This is a genomic window from Alteromonas sp. OM2203 (assembly GCF_048517045.1).
GTDB lineage: Bacteria > Pseudomonadota > Gammaproteobacteria > Enterobacterales > Alteromonadaceae > Alteromonas > Alteromonas gracilis.
Window position 1 is genome coordinate 3,938,602 of record NZ_CP183209.1, and the last position, 16,369, is coordinate 3,954,970.

Here is a 16,369-nt window from a genome sequence, read left to right on the forward strand (position 1 = left end):
TATTAGCGCTTTAGTATAAGTGTATCTTCAATAAGCACAGCATCTAAGCCAGAGCTAATAAGCACCAATATAGCATCTGACACTGAATGAACGATAGGCTTGCCCATAACGTTAAAACTAGTGTTAAGCACTATGGGTACGCCTGTCAGGGAATAAAATTCTTCGATTAGCGCACTTAACCAGCTATTTTCGTGTCGGTTGATTGTTTGTAGTCGCCCCGTAACATCATTATGTACAACTGCTGGAACTTTACCTTCAGCATGCTTTTGCCACTTCAATGCAAATGACATGTAAGGGGAAAGCTGAGGATTTTCAAACCACTCGCTCAAGTGCTTTTCTGGTATTACCGGTGCAAAAGGTCTATAAGCTTCTCTGCCTTTTACAACTTTGTTTATTGTAGCTTTCATTTCAGCGCTTCGGGGGTCTGCGAGTATAGAACGATTACCAAGAGCGCGTGGGCCGAACTCTGCTCTTCCCCTCATTACGCCAATAATTTTACCTTCAGATAGTAGCGCAGCAACTCTACTCGCAGACTGGCTTGAACAACGCTCAACTTCATAGTTCAAGTTTTTCAAGTAGCTATCCACATTTTCCACGTCTGGTTTAGAACCTAAGAATGGCGACGCTCTCCCATACTTAATAGGTTGTGGAGTACCCGATTCATTCTGCCATGTCTTTTGCCAACCAAGTAGGGCAGCACCAATGGCATTTCCATCGTCTGCGGGGGCAGAAGGTACATGGATATTCTTAAACGGCGTAGATGACGTAATCTGCCCATTGAACGACGAGTTCAATGCACAACCACCTGATAATATCAAATTATCCAGATTTTCTTGAGCATGAATATCAATAAGAATGTCAGTAGCATATTTACAATATACATGCTGTGCTGTTGCTGCAAAGTCTGCCATTTCCATGTAATGGGAATTGTCTTGCTGTTTAATTTTATTGAAAAAATTTACCACTTTTTGAATTTGCGATTGTTCGTTCCACAAAATCCTACCGTCTTCGACACGAAACAGCGTATACAGTTTTTCGGCCCATTCATGGTTTATGTCACCATAAGCAGCTAGCCCCATTACCTTCCACTCTTCACCGTATTGAGAGGTGAAACCGCAAACTTCTGTTGCCCAAGTATAAAAACTACCTAAGCTTCCTGGCCCCCAAGAACGCCATTTCCTTTTTAAAAAGCCTTCTTTCCAACGAAACAGTGTTGCTGCACCAACTTCGCCTTCACCATCCAAAACAAAAGAAGAAGCCTCAGAAAAGTTGGAAGAATAGGCCGCATTGGCCGCATGACATAAGTGGTGATCGAATTTAAACACCTCGGTTCTTACCCGCTCACCTCCGACAAAGCGTATGTTTGCTCCCGATATTTGCTGTAAATTGCCCTGAAACGCAACCATCCACTCCAACATATCAGTGGCAATGAATGGGCTTTCTTTGGCGACTGGGATATCACTTTTTGTCCCTGACCAACTTAGTGAAATCTGAAACTCTGCACTCGGATCGTTACAAATAATTTCATCTAAAACTGGCTTAACATGACTGAGTTGATCTGGCTGTGCCCCCCACGCTCGCTTACTTTGTAAAAAGCGTTCCGTAGCCTCAGCGAAAATAACTTCGCCAGCTGGGGATACAACTGCGATAGCGGGATCGTGACCGGTTGTTGATAAACCAACTGAGTAAATGCTCATACATCACTCTGCATTTTCGAAATAGCACCAGCCACCTCATTTGCAGTTTTATACTGAAACATGGTTATTGGCTCTATTTCTAACTCATATTCATCTTCTAGCTTACCGCATAACAACACCGCATTAAGTGAATCAACACCCACTGATCCAAGATGCGTATCTGCCGTTAATAGTGAACGGTCTGTTTTCGTTAGAGTAGCAACGTTTTCTAGTATGAAGTTAACTATGCCTTGTAAATCATTACTCATCTATCTGCGCCTTTTTAACAATGAGTTGCTTATGTGCCATCGCTATGCTGTTCGCTAAGTCCAACTCACTAACTATAATCTCTGCAACTTCAATTTTTTTTGTAATTTCAGTTACCACTTTTTTCATTACCATTTTTGAAAGCGCTGCGCCTAAGCAAAAATGCAGGCCATGGCCAAACGACAGATGTTGTTGCCCACCAGCTTTGCTAACAGTGCCGCGTATGTCAATTAAGATTGTATCGCCCTTAGAAAAGCGCATTTCACCTATCACACAGCCCCGTTTTACCACTCTGTGGATAAAATTTGGTGCTACAAAATTTTGAATTTGTTTTTCTACAATTTCCTGCAGCTCATTTTCATTTGTAATTTTATTAACATAAATATACTCAACAAGATTAACCACGGTCTGTGCTAGCGGAGCCATAGCGGCGTAAAGCGTAGTGACTAAAGCATACGCTTCATCAATGGGAATTTTTTCGTTTTCTACAAGTGCTGTTAACAAGGAATGTGTTGGCATACCTTCAAGCTCAATAGCCGTTTCAGTACCATGCAGTTGTGCCATTAATTCGAACAAGTCTCTATCGATTGCCTGTAGCTTTTTTATGGATAGCATTGGCTCTACAAGCCGTTGTAAGGTCATCGCTTTTTCATCAAATAAAGCTTCATTTTTTGGGAAAACTCCCAACATCGGCCGTGCAATACGTGTGAAAATTTTTTCGCCTATAGCCGTTACAACATCGAAAGGCACGTTTTCAGGGATAGTTTTTACAACTGATTCTATTGCCTGATCGATAAAAGGCTTCCACAGCTTCAATGTTGTATTATTTATATACTTAAAATACAGCTTACGAATTTCTTGCTGACGTTCACCTTCCAAGAAGAATGGTGAACACCAGATATTTAGCTTAAGGTGTTCTAAGCTGATATCTGTTGCTTCTTCCAAACGACTCAAAAAACCATATAAATCTGGAACCTGAAAATTTTCGCTATCTAGAATTGATTTGGCCAGAGGATAATCGTCAACAAATACAATCCCCTCCTTATTTTCGAATTTGGAGTTCATTGTCGTCATAAAGTTTCTATTGTCTGCATGACATTTATTGGCATAGAAATAATTCTCTTCGTCATTTCATTATCTTCAAACAATATATCCGCTGAATTTAATGTGCTGTATTTAAGCTGTTCCGTAACAGCATTAAAAATTTTTGGAAACATAAACTGAGACACATCCTTGCCGGGACAGCGATGGACTCCAGCACCAAAGTGCACGTTTGATATATTTTTATTGAAAAAATTCCGTACGCATAATGGGTCGCTATTCGTTACGTCTTCTAACGTGGTGTTCGCGGCGCGTATATCAATGAGTACCCTTTGTCCTTTTACAAATTCTTGGTCACCCACCTTGGTTGTTTCACTGCAAATTCGCGCCAATACTTTAGACGGACTAAACAACGATGCGAAAAGATCAACATTTTTGTCAAATATCTGTTGCTTACTGAGCACCGACCTTTTTTCGGTGTCTAATTGCAAGAAAGCGAAAAAACCATTGTTTAGCGCATCAAAGGCGGATCGCATTCCACCAACCAGCGACATAAGTAAAAAGCAAAAATTACGCTCATCTAAATGCGCGAACTGTGCTTGTAGTTTCGATGCTAAAGCTGACGTTTTACGGAAAAGCGAAACTTGTGGTATTAACTCCTTGTAGAAGTCTTCACAGTCATTTTGATATTCAAGTAACTTACGTATACGAGGCATTGGTTCGAGCAGCCCTGCAACGCCATTCGCCATTTTTAGCAACATGCTCTGTGAGCTTACTCGAATTCCCCATAAATCTTCAACCACGTGTTTATAAAGGTGGTTAGTCACATCGTTAACAAGGTCTATCTTATTATTCGGTCTGGTCGGTGTTAGCAATCGATCAATGTGGAGCTGAAAACTCATTGTGTAGCAATTCAATTCTTCACGATTTAAAGACTGAGCTAATAGCTTTTTGGCTTCCCATAACTCTTTACCATTCATAAAAAGCAAAATGCGCTCAGCGAAGTCGCTCAAAAAAGAGAAGTCGTGTTCAGTTCTTGAATCGATATCTCGAATGTACTGTGGAACTGGAGCAATGATAAAAGATTTTGATGCCAATACTTTTTTAGCCAGCAGCGCGTCTTTAATGATTATTGGCACCAATTGATGCATAGTATTCATCAACGCCACCTTTGTATTTTTCCACTTGTCGTCCTAGCAATTGCTCCTCTTGGCAGAATATTGACAGACGATAAGCACAAACCAAAACATTCATTAAGCTCAGCCTTCAATAAGGCTTCCGCTTGGGCACTGTCTGTATTTAGTATTTTGCCGTAGGTTTCTATACTAAACACCTGTTCTTCTTCACGATTATTTTCGAATAGACATGCATTAGCATTAAGTGAAGCATTCACTTTTTCTGCGTGAATTCCTAAGTCTATACTGTAAATACCAATTCCACGTATTTTGACTAAATCCTTCTTGCGGCCGGTAATCGTTAACCAGTCGCCGTCGATAATGCCTAAATCTGCAGTTCTAAACCATGTAGTACCGTTATGTTTAATTTCGGCACGCTCACTTGATACATAACCTTTAGTAATATTGTCGCCTTGTAAACAAATTTCACCTTCGCAACCGTTTAATACCGGAGCGCCTTCATCGTTAAATATAGCGACTTTCGGTTTGAATGATGGCCCTAAGTAACACGCAGCTAAATCTTTATATTTCGATTTTCTTTCAGCTTCTCTGCCAGAAGGTATAGGTTGCCCAGCCGCAAGAACCGTAGCTTCTGCCATACCATAGCAGGAGAACAAACGACCACGTGGGAAGCTAACGTTATCAAGTTTTAACTCAAAGTCTTCGAGTATATGTATTGGTACATAATCAGCGCCACAGAAAGCAACATCCCAATGGCTTAAATCTAATTCTTTAAGCGTTGATAAGTCGGTGCTGGCCGTAACCATGGAATAAGCGAATGCAGGCCCGCCTGATACGTTAATTTTTCTTTCACTTATCAGCTCTATCCATTTTGTCGGTTTTTTTACAAAATCGAAGGGCGACATAATGTCGACTCGCATACCTAACGATAAGGAGTGTAAGATGGCGAATAGCCCCATATCATGGTAGTTAGGTAACCAAAGTAGAATACTTCGCCCTTCGGTCATGTTCCATGGCTCGCTTAAGTCGTTTCTATTTGCAAGAATATTTGCGCAGGTTATTTTGGCGCCTTTGGGAGAGCTTGTAGAACCAGAAGAGTATTGAATAACCGCAATGTCATTTTCATGTGGCCGAAACATTACCAAACGCTCGTTTTTTGTTTGTTGAAGCCCTTCGTAAGTATGAATGCAGTACTCACTTAGCTTTTTATTCGACTTTAATAAAGATTCGTATTTTGAATTAGTTAATAACATTCCGCTTTTACAGTCAGATAAAATAGACGTGATTCTATCTAGCGATTTTCCTGCTTTTTTAGGAATTGGTGTAGGCACAACCGTCACGCCTGCATAAATGCAACCAACCAAAACAACACCAAACTCAATTCCCTCATCCATTAACGTTACAACGGTTCGCTCTTTAGGCGCCGCCGCTATCAAATTTGCCGCAAATTCTCGAGCACGCAAATCTAGCTCTGCGCCTGTTAATTCCAGGAATGCGTTTGTTTTTGAATTTATTAATTGGCACAGTACAATCTTGTTGGCATTGTCTGTAAGCGTTTTTGACAACAAATTCGCGTATTGCATTAGGGTTATTACCTTTAGTAAAGAACATATCCGTTAGTCGTTGCTTTTCTTGCAAGCTCTTATCTAAACCATATTACTCTGACAGTAAACGGTCAATGCTATCAAATTGGTGATGGTATTCTTGTTTGAGCATACTTTTTGTAACGTCGTCTAGCGCAGGATTATTCTTGCCGCGTTCACCACGAATGCGTGCAGAGATATGCTTGTCATATTCATTAATTACATCACTCTGCCAGGCATCAAGCTGGTTATAATCATTGGGGTGCGGTAATTTTTCACACGTAAAGTGGTACTGCTCATTGTAAAAGTCAACGTCAATAAACATACATGTTGCTCGAGTTTCCCAAATTAGCTGTGAAAAATAAAAGTTATATTCACGCTCATATTGAGCATTTAAAGGCTGAGAGCTCTTCTCTAAAAGTTGATTCTGCTGGTCAAGCTTTATCAATAAAGTCTGCTTTCGCTTAAGCACTTTTAACATTCTATTTAGTTCGAACAAATTAGGTTTCTGTAAAAAGTGCGGGCCTATATAAATGGTATTAAACGCTTTTTCTTTTTCTATATCTCCACCGAGGGGCGTTTTTACGTAATGTATGTTGTCTATTTTTGCATACAATGTATGCAACCCACCGGGGTAGCTAAGATGACTCGCTATGAACACAACCGGGCCGTCAACTTGTTTAACAAGGTTTGCAATGTGTACTACTTCAGGCGAATGTTTTTTTTGCAGGAGGTTAATGGCAGTGCTGCTATATAAGCTTCTCGCAGCTTCATCATGTAAAGCCGCCATATAAGTATTTTCGCGAACTCTCTCTATAAATGTGACTGGTGCTCCTTGCAATATATGCGCATATTTCCAAATACATAATTTAATAAAGTCGTATTTAAATGGAGTATTCGTATTCGGCGCTTCGAGTAGGCTTACAAATGCATGGTCATCTTCGCAAGGCTTAGCCGTTGGTTCAATGCTACTTTGAGAAGTTACAATGTAATTGTATAAATCAGTGTATTCGTATTGTGAGAAATGGTGATGGGTGTTCAGCACTCTGTGTGGCTGTGTTTTAGACAGAGCAAACAGTTCAGCACAAACTTCACTCTTTTGGCCATGGGCTAACATTAGCCATGGTGTGATTCGCGCCCAATAGTTAATACTAAAGTTTTTTGTTATTAAGCCAAAAATGTACGCCGACTGCTTAATTTTCTTTTTTATAAGCAGCATGGTTGCTAAATTCGTTAGCTGGCCAACATTAAACTCGGTTATCTTAGCTTCAAAAGATAATGTAAATTTATAAGCTAAATCAAGTAAGCCCAACTGAATTAACGCGTTTTGAAAACTATTTTTCAATTTTTGGTAGCTAGGATTCTCTTTTATTGACGAAAGCATCAGCCTCGTTGCATCAACAAAGCGATGGTTAACTATTAACCCAGTAACCATTGCTTCACATATGATTTCACTGCGGTCGTCTTCACTTATGCTAGAGAAAAAGGTTGTTGCTTCATCGCATCGTTCGAGTAAACACAGTAACTTTATTTTAGTAACAGAATAGTATTCAACGTTATGAGTACACTCTTCTAATAAACCTAAAGCACCTTCAAAATCGTACAATTCAATAGCTTCGTTTACTTCTTTGAACATAATGACAATCTTAATACCAGCGACAAACTCAGTGCTTATCCGTGCGGCCCTGCTCTACAAAATAAGCGCAAATAAAAAAGGCGACTAGAGCCGCCTGAATGTAAATTTATATAAAGCTAATTGCCTTATTATTCTTTAGCCACTGCTACCGAATAACCGTGCTGCTTCAACAGCGCATGCTGCTTCGCTTTACCAAGATCGTGGGCCACCATTTCTGCGCACATTTCTTCAACAGTAATTTCTGGTACCCAGCCTAGTTTTTCTTTGGCTTTTGTTGGGTCGCCAAGCAGTGTTTCGACTTCTGCAGGACGGAAGTAACGAGGGTCTACCTCTACTATTACATCACCCACATTAACGCCTGGTGCTAGTTCACTATTCACTTCGGTAACCGTCGCTATTTCTTTTATGCCTTCACCGGTAAACTCAAGGGTGATACCCGCTTCTTTAGCTGACATACGCACAAATTCGCGTACAGATATTTGTTTACCTGTGGCAATAACAAAGTCTTCAGGTGTATCTTGTTGCAACATCATCCATTGCATGCGAACGTAGTCTTTAGCGTGGCCCCAGTCGCGTAGTGCATCCATATTACCTAGATACAACTTACTTTCTAAACCTTGTGCAATATTGGCTATACCGCGCGTTATTTTGCGGGTAACAAAAGTTTCACCACGGCGTGGAGATTCATGGTTGAACAAAATACCGTTACAGGCATAAATACCGTAAGACTCGCGGTAGTTAACCGCTATCCAATACGCATACATTTTTGCTACGGCATAAGGCGAGCGCGGGTGGAACGGTGTAGTCTCTTTCTGCGGAATTTCCTGTACTTCACCATAAAGTTCTGAAGTAGACGCTTGGTAGAACTTAGTTTTCTTTTCAAGCCCTAAAAAGCGAATAGCTTCTAACAAACGTAGCGTGCCCATAGCATCTACATCGGCTGTATATTCAGGGGCTTCGAAAGATACCGCAACGTGCGACTGTGCGCCTAGGTTGTACACCTCGTCTGGCTGCACTTCTTGCATAATACGGATAAGATTTGAAGAATCCGTCAAATCACCATAGTGCAAAATGAAGTTAGCGTTTTCTACGTGAGGATCTTCGTAGATATGATCCACACGATCAGTATTAAACAGCGAAGCACGACGCTTAATACCGTGAACTTCGTATCCTTTCTCTAATAAAAACTCGGCTAAATAGGAGCCGTCCTGGCCGGTTACACCGGTGATAAGTGCTTTTTTCATTTTAATAAGTGACCTTTTCTATCAACTCTTCTATGTTTATTACAATATCATGATGACCTTCACTCTCCCTAGGCTCACCTAAAATATAATCATAATTCAGGCCAAGTGCGTAGCTCATCGCCCCATATGCGGCAGTACCCTTCTCGGGATTGAAAATCTCAATGATCTTGGTTGAATTATCGCAAAAAAATAATCCGGTCAAACCTGCCCCATGAGAACCAACAATAACTTCTGCATTTCTGAACACGGAAAATTGCTCCAATGCTGATAATTGTCTGGGAACAATAACTTCAAAACCGTAGGCAACTAACTTCTCTTCAACTTCTTTTTCATTCAATATCTGCCGGGTATGAGCATCTTTCCTAGAAATATAGAATTTCTTCCTTTGACCTTCTTTTGGTAATTTATTTCCTAACATGCTTAGCTGTGATGTTAAACCACCATGATAATGAAACGTAGGGTGACACATATCTTCAGGTGAGACATTGCTAAAAAAAGCCAACTCATCAAAATGCACAACGGAATAATCCGGCAGCGAGATTCTATCGATTTGAGCCAAATCTAGAAGCTGAGCTTGATATTCGTCGGTATTATAAGTCGGATTGAATAAGAAGCGGTCATATCCTAATAAGTCTTTAGCTAAGAGAGCTCTAGGCAAGCAATCATACGAAAAATGACACACATTATTCATCCCTCTGAAGTCACCAGAGAAAAAAACTTTAGAGAACGTCTCACATTTTTTTACTAGGCTTTCTATTACTTTTTCATGCAACAAAAAAGAAGAGCTAGAATGTATCTTCTTTTCATTTAAAGAGAAAATACAAAAATGCCTTCCACTAAATACCATATATACATCTTTTAGACGATTAAGGTACAGCGCTGGACGTTGTTTTATAGCAGTGTTAAAGGCAACTTTTATTATAGAGCCTGGGACATCCAGTTTTCCGCTTAACTCATTTGGACTATTATCAAATACTACTTCTTGAGAGTTCTCATAGTCACTGACTTCATAGAATCCGATGTCGAGCGTCCGTAAGTATTCCGATACAACTTTCAAATCTTTCTTAGTCGAATTATATATATGTCCGTGTCCACTTCTGCTCAAAACTTCGGAGTACAGTGCATAACCAATGTTTGACGTATCATAATTCAAATTCCTGTTGCTTTGTTCTACAGGAACAACTTCGCTGGATAATAACGAAATAATCTCGCTATCATCCATTGTTCTAAGTTTATTTTTGTTCATTTGGTTTCACTTTCTAGTCTTGTAATTTTATCAACTATTTCTTTCCATTTCGGTTGATCACCTTTCCAGTCACTACAAGGTTCGAGATTAAAATAAAAAAATGGGAAGTCTTCCTGATCGCACTCTATATGTTCGCTAGCGAAGATAAGAATCGATTTGCTATTCATAAGAGTTTCTTGAATTTTTTCCCTGAGTGAGGGAATGTTGGACGGTCTGTCTCCATAGCGAACAAATACGATTTGCTTATCTGAGGCAATTAGCTCAATCAATCGCTCATAGCGTCTAATATATTTATCTCTTACGTTATCAACATAATCTACATAACTATCCAATATTTTTCCCGTTTCATCCTCGGGGAAATCATGCTGAAACTCTAATCCGCTCAAATCATCGATGACACGAATACCTCTATGATGGATTGAAAGATTCTTTACATCTAAGAGATCATCAATACCATCATCCAACACTTTAATCAAAGCCTTGGGGGGCGTAATTAACCAATCAAAAAAATAAGCTTCAGGTTGCTTCAGTTCATTTCTAATCCAATAAGCTGGCTGGCATGTCGAACCAAGTGATATCCACTTCATATTTCACCTTCATATGCATTCTTTAGAAAGGAGAGTTGCTTGTCTACCAACCTTTCAATACTCGTTATATATTCACTTTTAGATTTAGGGGCTACCTCTACATAGTGTTCCTCGATATATTTACTTACAGGAAGCACATTATTTGAGAAAACTTTCAATGCATGAGATATGGCCTTTTGCGTATTGCCATTCCCCAATAACTCGTAAGGTACTACCAAATTTGCTTTACTACTTTCAATACGATTAATCCATTCAACAACAAAACAAAGTTTGTAATAGTAACTTTTTTCCAGCTCTATAATTTTAGAATATCTGGCTTTTAAAGAATCGAAAATTGATAAAACATTCCAGTAGTCAAGCCCAACTGTATCAACTCGCAGATCAATCCCGTCTTTTAGAGCTAGTTTCCTTAAAGATGAGAAGATATCTGAAGGCTTTCTTGTTATTAATACGTTATAGTTTGATGGAAAATGTTTCGAAAACCAGTCAAAGCAAAAATTCAACCTATTTGCTTGTAAGACTGGGACCTTACCTTCTTTATACGCACATTCGTGTAAGTAACGAACATAGTTGAAGAGATCGAGTTTAGTCGATAGAGAATTCAGCACTGGATGATGAACAGTTCTATCTTCTTTATTAAAAGCGGCTGCCATTTCATCGAGATTTAGCTTTCTGTATTCCTCAAAGTAGTCACCATCTACTGTATGCCCCAATCTTTCTCTATCGGCGTTTGGCAACCCTTTCTGGCAAGAATCCACATACTCCACTATATCAGGATGATATGGTTCGTAATAAACCCTTAGGTCAACACACTGGCGTAACGCAGAAAATAAAAGCGTACTACCAGTTCTGAAAAAACCGGTAACTAAAATACTTTCAAGCTTATTCAAACTAACGACTCATAGCTTCTAAATAGGAAAAAGTTAAAATCTTGGGCGAGACGTAAATACTGCGCCGCATTGGCCACGTCTCCAAGCACCGAGTAATATTTATAGAGCTCATAAAACGCCTCAAAGTTAGGTTTCACTTTAACCTCATCTTTTAAGCGAGCGATCGCGATATTGACATCGTCCACAGATGACAATGCTTTATACCCCACCTTCACTGAACTTTTGTTCTGAGCGTTAGCCAAAACCGTCCTAAAATCGATAATATCAAAAAGCTCTTTTTTAGTATTTTTAACTTCTTGCAACTCAAGGACTTCGGGAGGTACCTCACTCTCAACCGCGATAATTTTATCTTTATCGATAATCAGTTGTTGGCAGCATTCGAGATACCGGACAAAACCGGTCTTAATTGCATTATTATTACCTTTTTTAATACTTACTTTGAGAAACTTTTCATAGTAATCAATTGCGGTTTCTGTATCACCTAAACGGCTATGTTGAAGCGCTATAAAATGATAATCCCAAAAAGGATGGTGGGCTTTATCAAGTACTATTTTTCCAAATAAAATGGCTTTCTCGTAAAAGTGATATGTCTCTGCCAATTCAGCTAGCTTTCGAACCTGGTCAATTTTCAGATTTGAAAGTTTCTCAGAATTAGGAGAAAAATTAAAAACTACTGATAATAAACCATGCTCGTAAGATTCTCCCATCTTAGAGAAATTTAACTCAGTACAAAACTCTGTGAGAAATGGTCTCGCAAGGGTTAAAAGTTCTTTATCATCAAGATCTTTTAATAGTTTAGCAAAGTCCTTTTCAGGTAAGCTTTCCGCTATCCATTTGAAACTTTCCTCAACTTTTTTCATTAAGGTATTGCTGTGTTCGGATGATAACGAACTCTTCGCCTTTGTGGCCTCTACCAATAAGCAGCTATACTTTACCAAATCACTACAGGAATCCCGATAACCAGGTTTTAGGAGAAAAGAAAGAGCCCCTAAATATCTCCCATTTTTATTCAAACTCTCTACTACGCTCACGATGGCTAACCTACAAATTTGATTTCTTTAAAGTTTCTCTTGAACGTTTCTAGGGTTAATCGAGCTGCAACCCCACTATTCCTCAAATAGCGACTTCCCTTCAGCAGCAAGTCCCTATCATTTAGTATACGTTCCGCGTCTTCATTACATTGAAAATATAAAGGATAATCAGGCCCAAGGTAATCAACTATAGCTTTTAACGGAGGGCACAATATAGGTGTTCCCCGAACTACACATTCTATTATTGCATTATTTGCACTTGTATCGTAGAAGTCTACGAAAACTACGGAATTGGCAAGAAGCTCATCATAGTCAGCATTTTCTAAGAACCCAATTTGCTCCACTTCATTTCTATCAATATCAAAATTGAATATTTGCTTTTCGATATTAACTAATCGAGTTTGATGAGGCCGCGAAGAACCCACTGTATATTTCTTAAACTCTTTCTCATTCAGCTTTAGTTGATGGATGCCATGTAGTTTTCTTAACCAAAACCCTAGTTGTACAACATTCAGTGGTCTATCTTCTTTTAACACTGTCTCATTGAATCGACGGCTACACTCTTCTGTAGGATGAAGTAATGTTGTTACCGGCACATCTAATCTTTCTTCGAGCCAACTGCTCAGTGGAGAAGATAGAGAAACAAGTCCTACACAATACTTTAGAGCACCTTTAAGCTCATTTGTCTCGAAGTATGACTCAGGCGAATTTTGTCGATTAAACCATAATGGGACATTAACAGGGCAATGTACGACCCCGACCCAAGGTTTTCTAGGCGGCTCATAAGCATTGTTAATGTCGCCTTTATCAGTGCCAAAAACGAATTTCTTTTCTAGAAAACTTATAAAATCCGGTCCTTGCTCATCATGATAGTCCTCGAGACAACTAATAGCATAAGACCAGCCAGCTCTGTGAAGTCCATAACTTTGTTCTAATTCTTTCCTTAAATTAAACATAAACGTTACCCTAGAAAACCAAAACTAAAAAACTTGTCTAGCCAAACCTTTTTTCTCGGATCCTGCTTTGCATTGTCAATTAAAGATTTGTTGGCCTTGTATACTTCAATCAGTTTTTGCTTATTATGTTCCAGGTAATCGCTAAACTTTTCATTCTTCCAAAACATATCGTCACCATAATGAAAGGTCAGGTATACATCATCTAACTCCGCGAAGTTTTCAGAATGGAGTATGCAATTTAGTAAAAATGGTCGGAATACAAAGCCGATACCTAGGATGTGTTCTCTAATATCAAATTTATGTAATGCAGAAATTGGAAACACAAAACAATCGTGACCTATATGCTTTTCACCTTCAGATACATACGCCTCAGACAAGTCCTTATCTATTAGCTCCTTTGGAATAGTTCTTCTATTTATTACGAAGATGTCTTTTCCTGTATTTCGAATTCTGAGCAATTCCATATAAAAGAATGGCTGTACACAAATATCCATATTCGTAACGACCACCAAATCACGTTCCTGAATATCCATATTTATAGTGCTAATGTCCAACAGATCGTTAAGAAGGGGCAATTCACGCTTAACATTAAATGGCGGTGAGATCTGACTGGAATCGGTAGCAAGCTTCAACAACTTAACATTTTTATTCTGTTTATATTTTTGCTCAAAATAAGGGTAGTCAGCCTCCGATACCTTCATAACAATAGTTACATTTGTATTTTCATCAAGAAAGTTAATCGCTGTGAACAAAGAGTCAAGTGTCTTCTTTTGTTCGATAAACGCCGGGGAGCTTTCATCAACCTTGTATGGGTTTATAATATGATAAAAATTCATTTCTTAAGACTCTCCGTCTCTTTTCTATAATATTCAAATCTACCTAAAAACATTTCGAACTCTTCGGAATCATTTACTTCTCTAATATATTCAGGAGAGAGGTCTCGTCGCGGCAACCTCTTTATTGAATCAGAACCTCTTCCGCTGTCTCCCGTTATTTTTCTTGTGTCATATGTGTCTATGAAAGTAGGGGAAAATGGTATAGCAAGAGTGTTACAAATACTCTCCATTATGATTAAGGGTTTATCTAAGAAGTCTTCGTAAAAGAAAATCTCTTGCTCTTCAAAACCCGCTAAGAACAAGTTCAAACGCTTACAATATTCATTAAACGTAGAAGGCTCGAAATGCACCCAGTTATTCTTCATGAGCGACAAATAGCTGTCTACTGGGTTTCTCACTGTTGCTACTGAGATTCCACGGTAAATATCATCTCTAATTTTTTTGAAAAAGTTAACACTTTTAGGTTCACCTCCAACACAGAAGTCAGTATGGCTGTGCTCTCTAAAAACCAAAAACTCTCTTTGATAATAAGCATGTTCAATTGCGAGCTTAACCGACGCCTCCATGATATTAAATGCTAGGCCATCTAAGTCGTTTACGCTTGCATAATAAGCACAAGAAATGACATCAGAAGGTGTAAACTTGTGACTAGCGGTATGAAGATGCTTCCTCGCATTTGGATGTAATTCGCTAAGAAGTCTCACGGAGGGCATAACATCTAAGCATTTAGATATTAAAGAGCCGCCACTGCATGCAAAATGATGTATTGACCTTATTGTCAAATTTTTACTGTTTTTTTCCAGAAGGCTCTCATATGAATATGTTAGTTCTGATACTTTTTTTTCAGTTAATCGCGTGCGCGTTTTGGATCGGAGGTTTAACGGGACCTCGGCTAATACGGCTTTATTTCTTTCAATAAGAGCCGCGATATCTTTAATCGAGCTCTCATTCATTTGAATCACCTGAAGAAGAGTTACTTTTGGAGTTTGAAATTTCTAAAGCTTTGGTTGTTTCTTTTAAAGCCCCAAATAGTTGCCCAACGAGCTTTGTTAAGTTAGTTTCCTGGCTAACCTTCTCCTTGATGGCTTCCCTTAATTCTCTGTTTTCTTCCTCTAACCGTAAATTAGACTTAACTGTCAATTCTAAGGCTCTTTCCTGTTTATTTAGCCTCACTTTGGCATCTTGATGGGACGTTTCAATCGTATTCAAATCCTTTTTCAGAGTACTTAGCTCTGATTCATTCAGCTCTTGTATTTTTAACAGTTCATCTCTTTCAGCTTCTAAGTTTTTTGCCCATTTACTTGAGTTTTGATGCTGCCCCTTGAAGTGTTCAACCTCTGTAATTAAGGGCTTTAATTTTACCTGAAATTCGTTCTTCTCTGTTTTCAACTCATCTAGCTGCTTGAGTGTATCTTGCAATGTGCTATTAAGTGCAGCTACATCTGCTGTGCTAGTGGTTTTATATTCTTCAAATTCTGATATCAATGACTTCTTAGTAGCTTCAAGCTCCGTTATAGCGTCTTCCAATTCAAGGATCTTGTTATTGGACGAACGTAGTTCCTGAGTTATTAAACCAAGTTCCCTTTTCGCATTTATGTATGAGTGATTAATTTGAAAATAATATACAAGTGTATCGCTATTTTCTTTACAACTAGTATTAATCCTAACAAAACTCTCAATTTCAGCTTCAGAGTTCCACTGCCCTTTATAAGAAATTTTTGATGAACATTCGATAACAATGTATTCAAACTTTTCTATAAGCTCCTCATTAATACTATCGATTAGCTGCCTCTCGTAACCTAAAACTGATAATATTAGGATATTTACATCTTTTTCATATAATTTAATTGATTGGATTAGCTCGTTAATTGATCTCCCTTCTATTTCAGAAATATCCTTCAAAGTAATATTTGGTAGTTTAACGTCGATATCCAAAGGAGCAGCCAATGAGTTGTACCTTGGGTTATCGAAGATATGTGCTTTTTCGGTCTGATCCTCTGAAGACACAATCCAATCATTGAACGCAATGATGTGTTGATGCTTTTTTATTTTTTTGCTCAACTGAGTAAATAGCGCGCGTGAAGATTCAACAAGAGTAATTGCTCTGGGCTTGGCTCGCTGCAACTCCTGTAGATTAGCTCCCGTACCAGCACCAACATGAAGAATTGTTCCAAGCGATTTATTCGTATTAGATAGTAACTTGGTTAACTCCAAACTCATTACTCAATTTATCCTAAATA

At 38.8% G+C, this 16,369-nt stretch carries 15 protein-coding genes; all 15 read right to left on the reverse strand.

The features are described 5' to 3' along the window. Positions 1–2 precede the first annotated feature (2 nt). Positions 3–1,697, reverse strand: coding sequence for a carbamoyltransferase (locus ACM0P2_RS17275; RefSeq protein WP_419226896.1), 1,695 nt, complete (start codon positions 1,695–1,697; stop codon positions 3–5). Next, positions 1,694–1,945: an acyl carrier protein gene (locus ACM0P2_RS17280; protein WP_419226897.1), complete on the reverse strand. Its 252-nt coding sequence runs from the start codon at positions 1,943–1,945 to the stop codon at positions 1,694–1,696. Before ACM0P2_RS17280 ends, ACM0P2_RS17275 begins: the two co-directional genes overlap by 4 nt. Further along, the gene (locus ACM0P2_RS17285; protein ID WP_419226898.1) at positions 1,938–3,017 is read right to left on the reverse strand and encodes a hypothetical protein; all 1,080 of its coding nucleotides are present in this window, start codon (positions 3,015–3,017) and stop codon (positions 1,938–1,940) included. The genes ACM0P2_RS17280 and ACM0P2_RS17285 overlap by 8 nt, the downstream gene beginning before the upstream one ends. Further along, on the reverse strand, positions 3,014–4,144 hold the full coding sequence (locus tag ACM0P2_RS17290) for a hypothetical protein (protein ID WP_419226899.1): 1,131 nt from the start codon (positions 4,142–4,144) through the stop codon (positions 3,014–3,016). The genes ACM0P2_RS17285 and ACM0P2_RS17290 overlap by 4 nt, the downstream gene beginning before the upstream one ends. Beyond that, positions 4,144–5,703: an AMP-binding protein gene (locus ACM0P2_RS17295; RefSeq protein WP_419226900.1), complete on the reverse strand. Its 1,560-nt coding sequence runs from the start codon at positions 5,701–5,703 to the stop codon at positions 4,144–4,146. The genes ACM0P2_RS17290 and ACM0P2_RS17295 overlap by 1 nt, the downstream gene beginning before the upstream one ends. A 73-nt stretch (positions 5,704–5,776) precedes the next feature. After that, complete coding sequence (locus tag ACM0P2_RS17300; RefSeq protein WP_419226901.1) at positions 5,777–7,339, reverse strand: hypothetical protein; 1,563 nt, start codon at positions 7,337–7,339, stop codon at positions 5,777–5,779. 128 nt (positions 7,340–7,467) lie between these two features. Continuing rightward, positions 7,468–8,583 (reverse strand): GDP-mannose 4,6-dehydratase, encoded by a 1,116-nt coding sequence (gmd, locus tag ACM0P2_RS17305; RefSeq protein ID WP_419226902.1) that lies wholly within the window; start codon positions 8,581–8,583, stop codon positions 7,468–7,470. Between the two features lies 1 nt (position 8,584). Then, positions 8,585–9,829, reverse strand: coding sequence for a glycosyltransferase family 61 protein (locus ACM0P2_RS17310; protein ID WP_419226903.1), 1,245 nt, complete (start codon positions 9,827–9,829; stop codon positions 8,585–8,587). Then, positions 9,826–10,416, reverse strand: a complete 591-nt coding sequence (locus ACM0P2_RS17315) for a DUF1796 family putative cysteine peptidase (protein ID WP_419226904.1) — start codon at positions 10,414–10,416, stop codon at positions 9,826–9,828. The genes ACM0P2_RS17310 and ACM0P2_RS17315 overlap by 4 nt, the downstream gene beginning before the upstream one ends. Further along, positions 10,413–11,306: a sulfotransferase gene (locus ACM0P2_RS17320; RefSeq protein ID WP_419226905.1), complete on the reverse strand. Its 894-nt coding sequence runs from the start codon at positions 11,304–11,306 to the stop codon at positions 10,413–10,415. Before ACM0P2_RS17320 ends, ACM0P2_RS17315 begins: the two co-directional genes overlap by 4 nt. After that, positions 11,303–12,166: a hypothetical protein gene (locus ACM0P2_RS17325; RefSeq protein ID WP_419226906.1), complete on the reverse strand. Its 864-nt coding sequence runs from the start codon at positions 12,164–12,166 to the stop codon at positions 11,303–11,305. The genes ACM0P2_RS17320 and ACM0P2_RS17325 overlap by 4 nt, the downstream gene beginning before the upstream one ends. 176 nt (positions 12,167–12,342) lie before the next feature. After that, positions 12,343–13,293 (reverse strand): hypothetical protein, encoded by a 951-nt coding sequence (locus ACM0P2_RS17330; RefSeq protein WP_419226907.1) that lies wholly within the window; start codon positions 13,291–13,293, stop codon positions 12,343–12,345. Positions 13,294–13,298: 5 nt separating this feature from the next. Continuing rightward, entirely contained in the window at positions 13,299–14,129 is an 831-nt protein-coding gene (locus ACM0P2_RS17335) for a hypothetical protein (RefSeq protein WP_419226908.1), read from the reverse strand. Next, positions 14,126–15,082, reverse strand: a complete 957-nt coding sequence (locus ACM0P2_RS17340; protein WP_419226909.1) for a hypothetical protein — start codon at positions 15,080–15,082, stop codon at positions 14,126–14,128. Before ACM0P2_RS17340 ends, ACM0P2_RS17335 begins: the two co-directional genes overlap by 4 nt. Next, positions 15,075–16,349 (reverse strand): hypothetical protein, encoded by a 1,275-nt coding sequence (locus ACM0P2_RS17345; protein ID WP_419226910.1) that lies wholly within the window; start codon positions 16,347–16,349, stop codon positions 15,075–15,077. The genes ACM0P2_RS17340 and ACM0P2_RS17345 overlap by 8 nt, the downstream gene beginning before the upstream one ends. Positions 16,350–16,369: the final 20 nt, after the last annotated feature.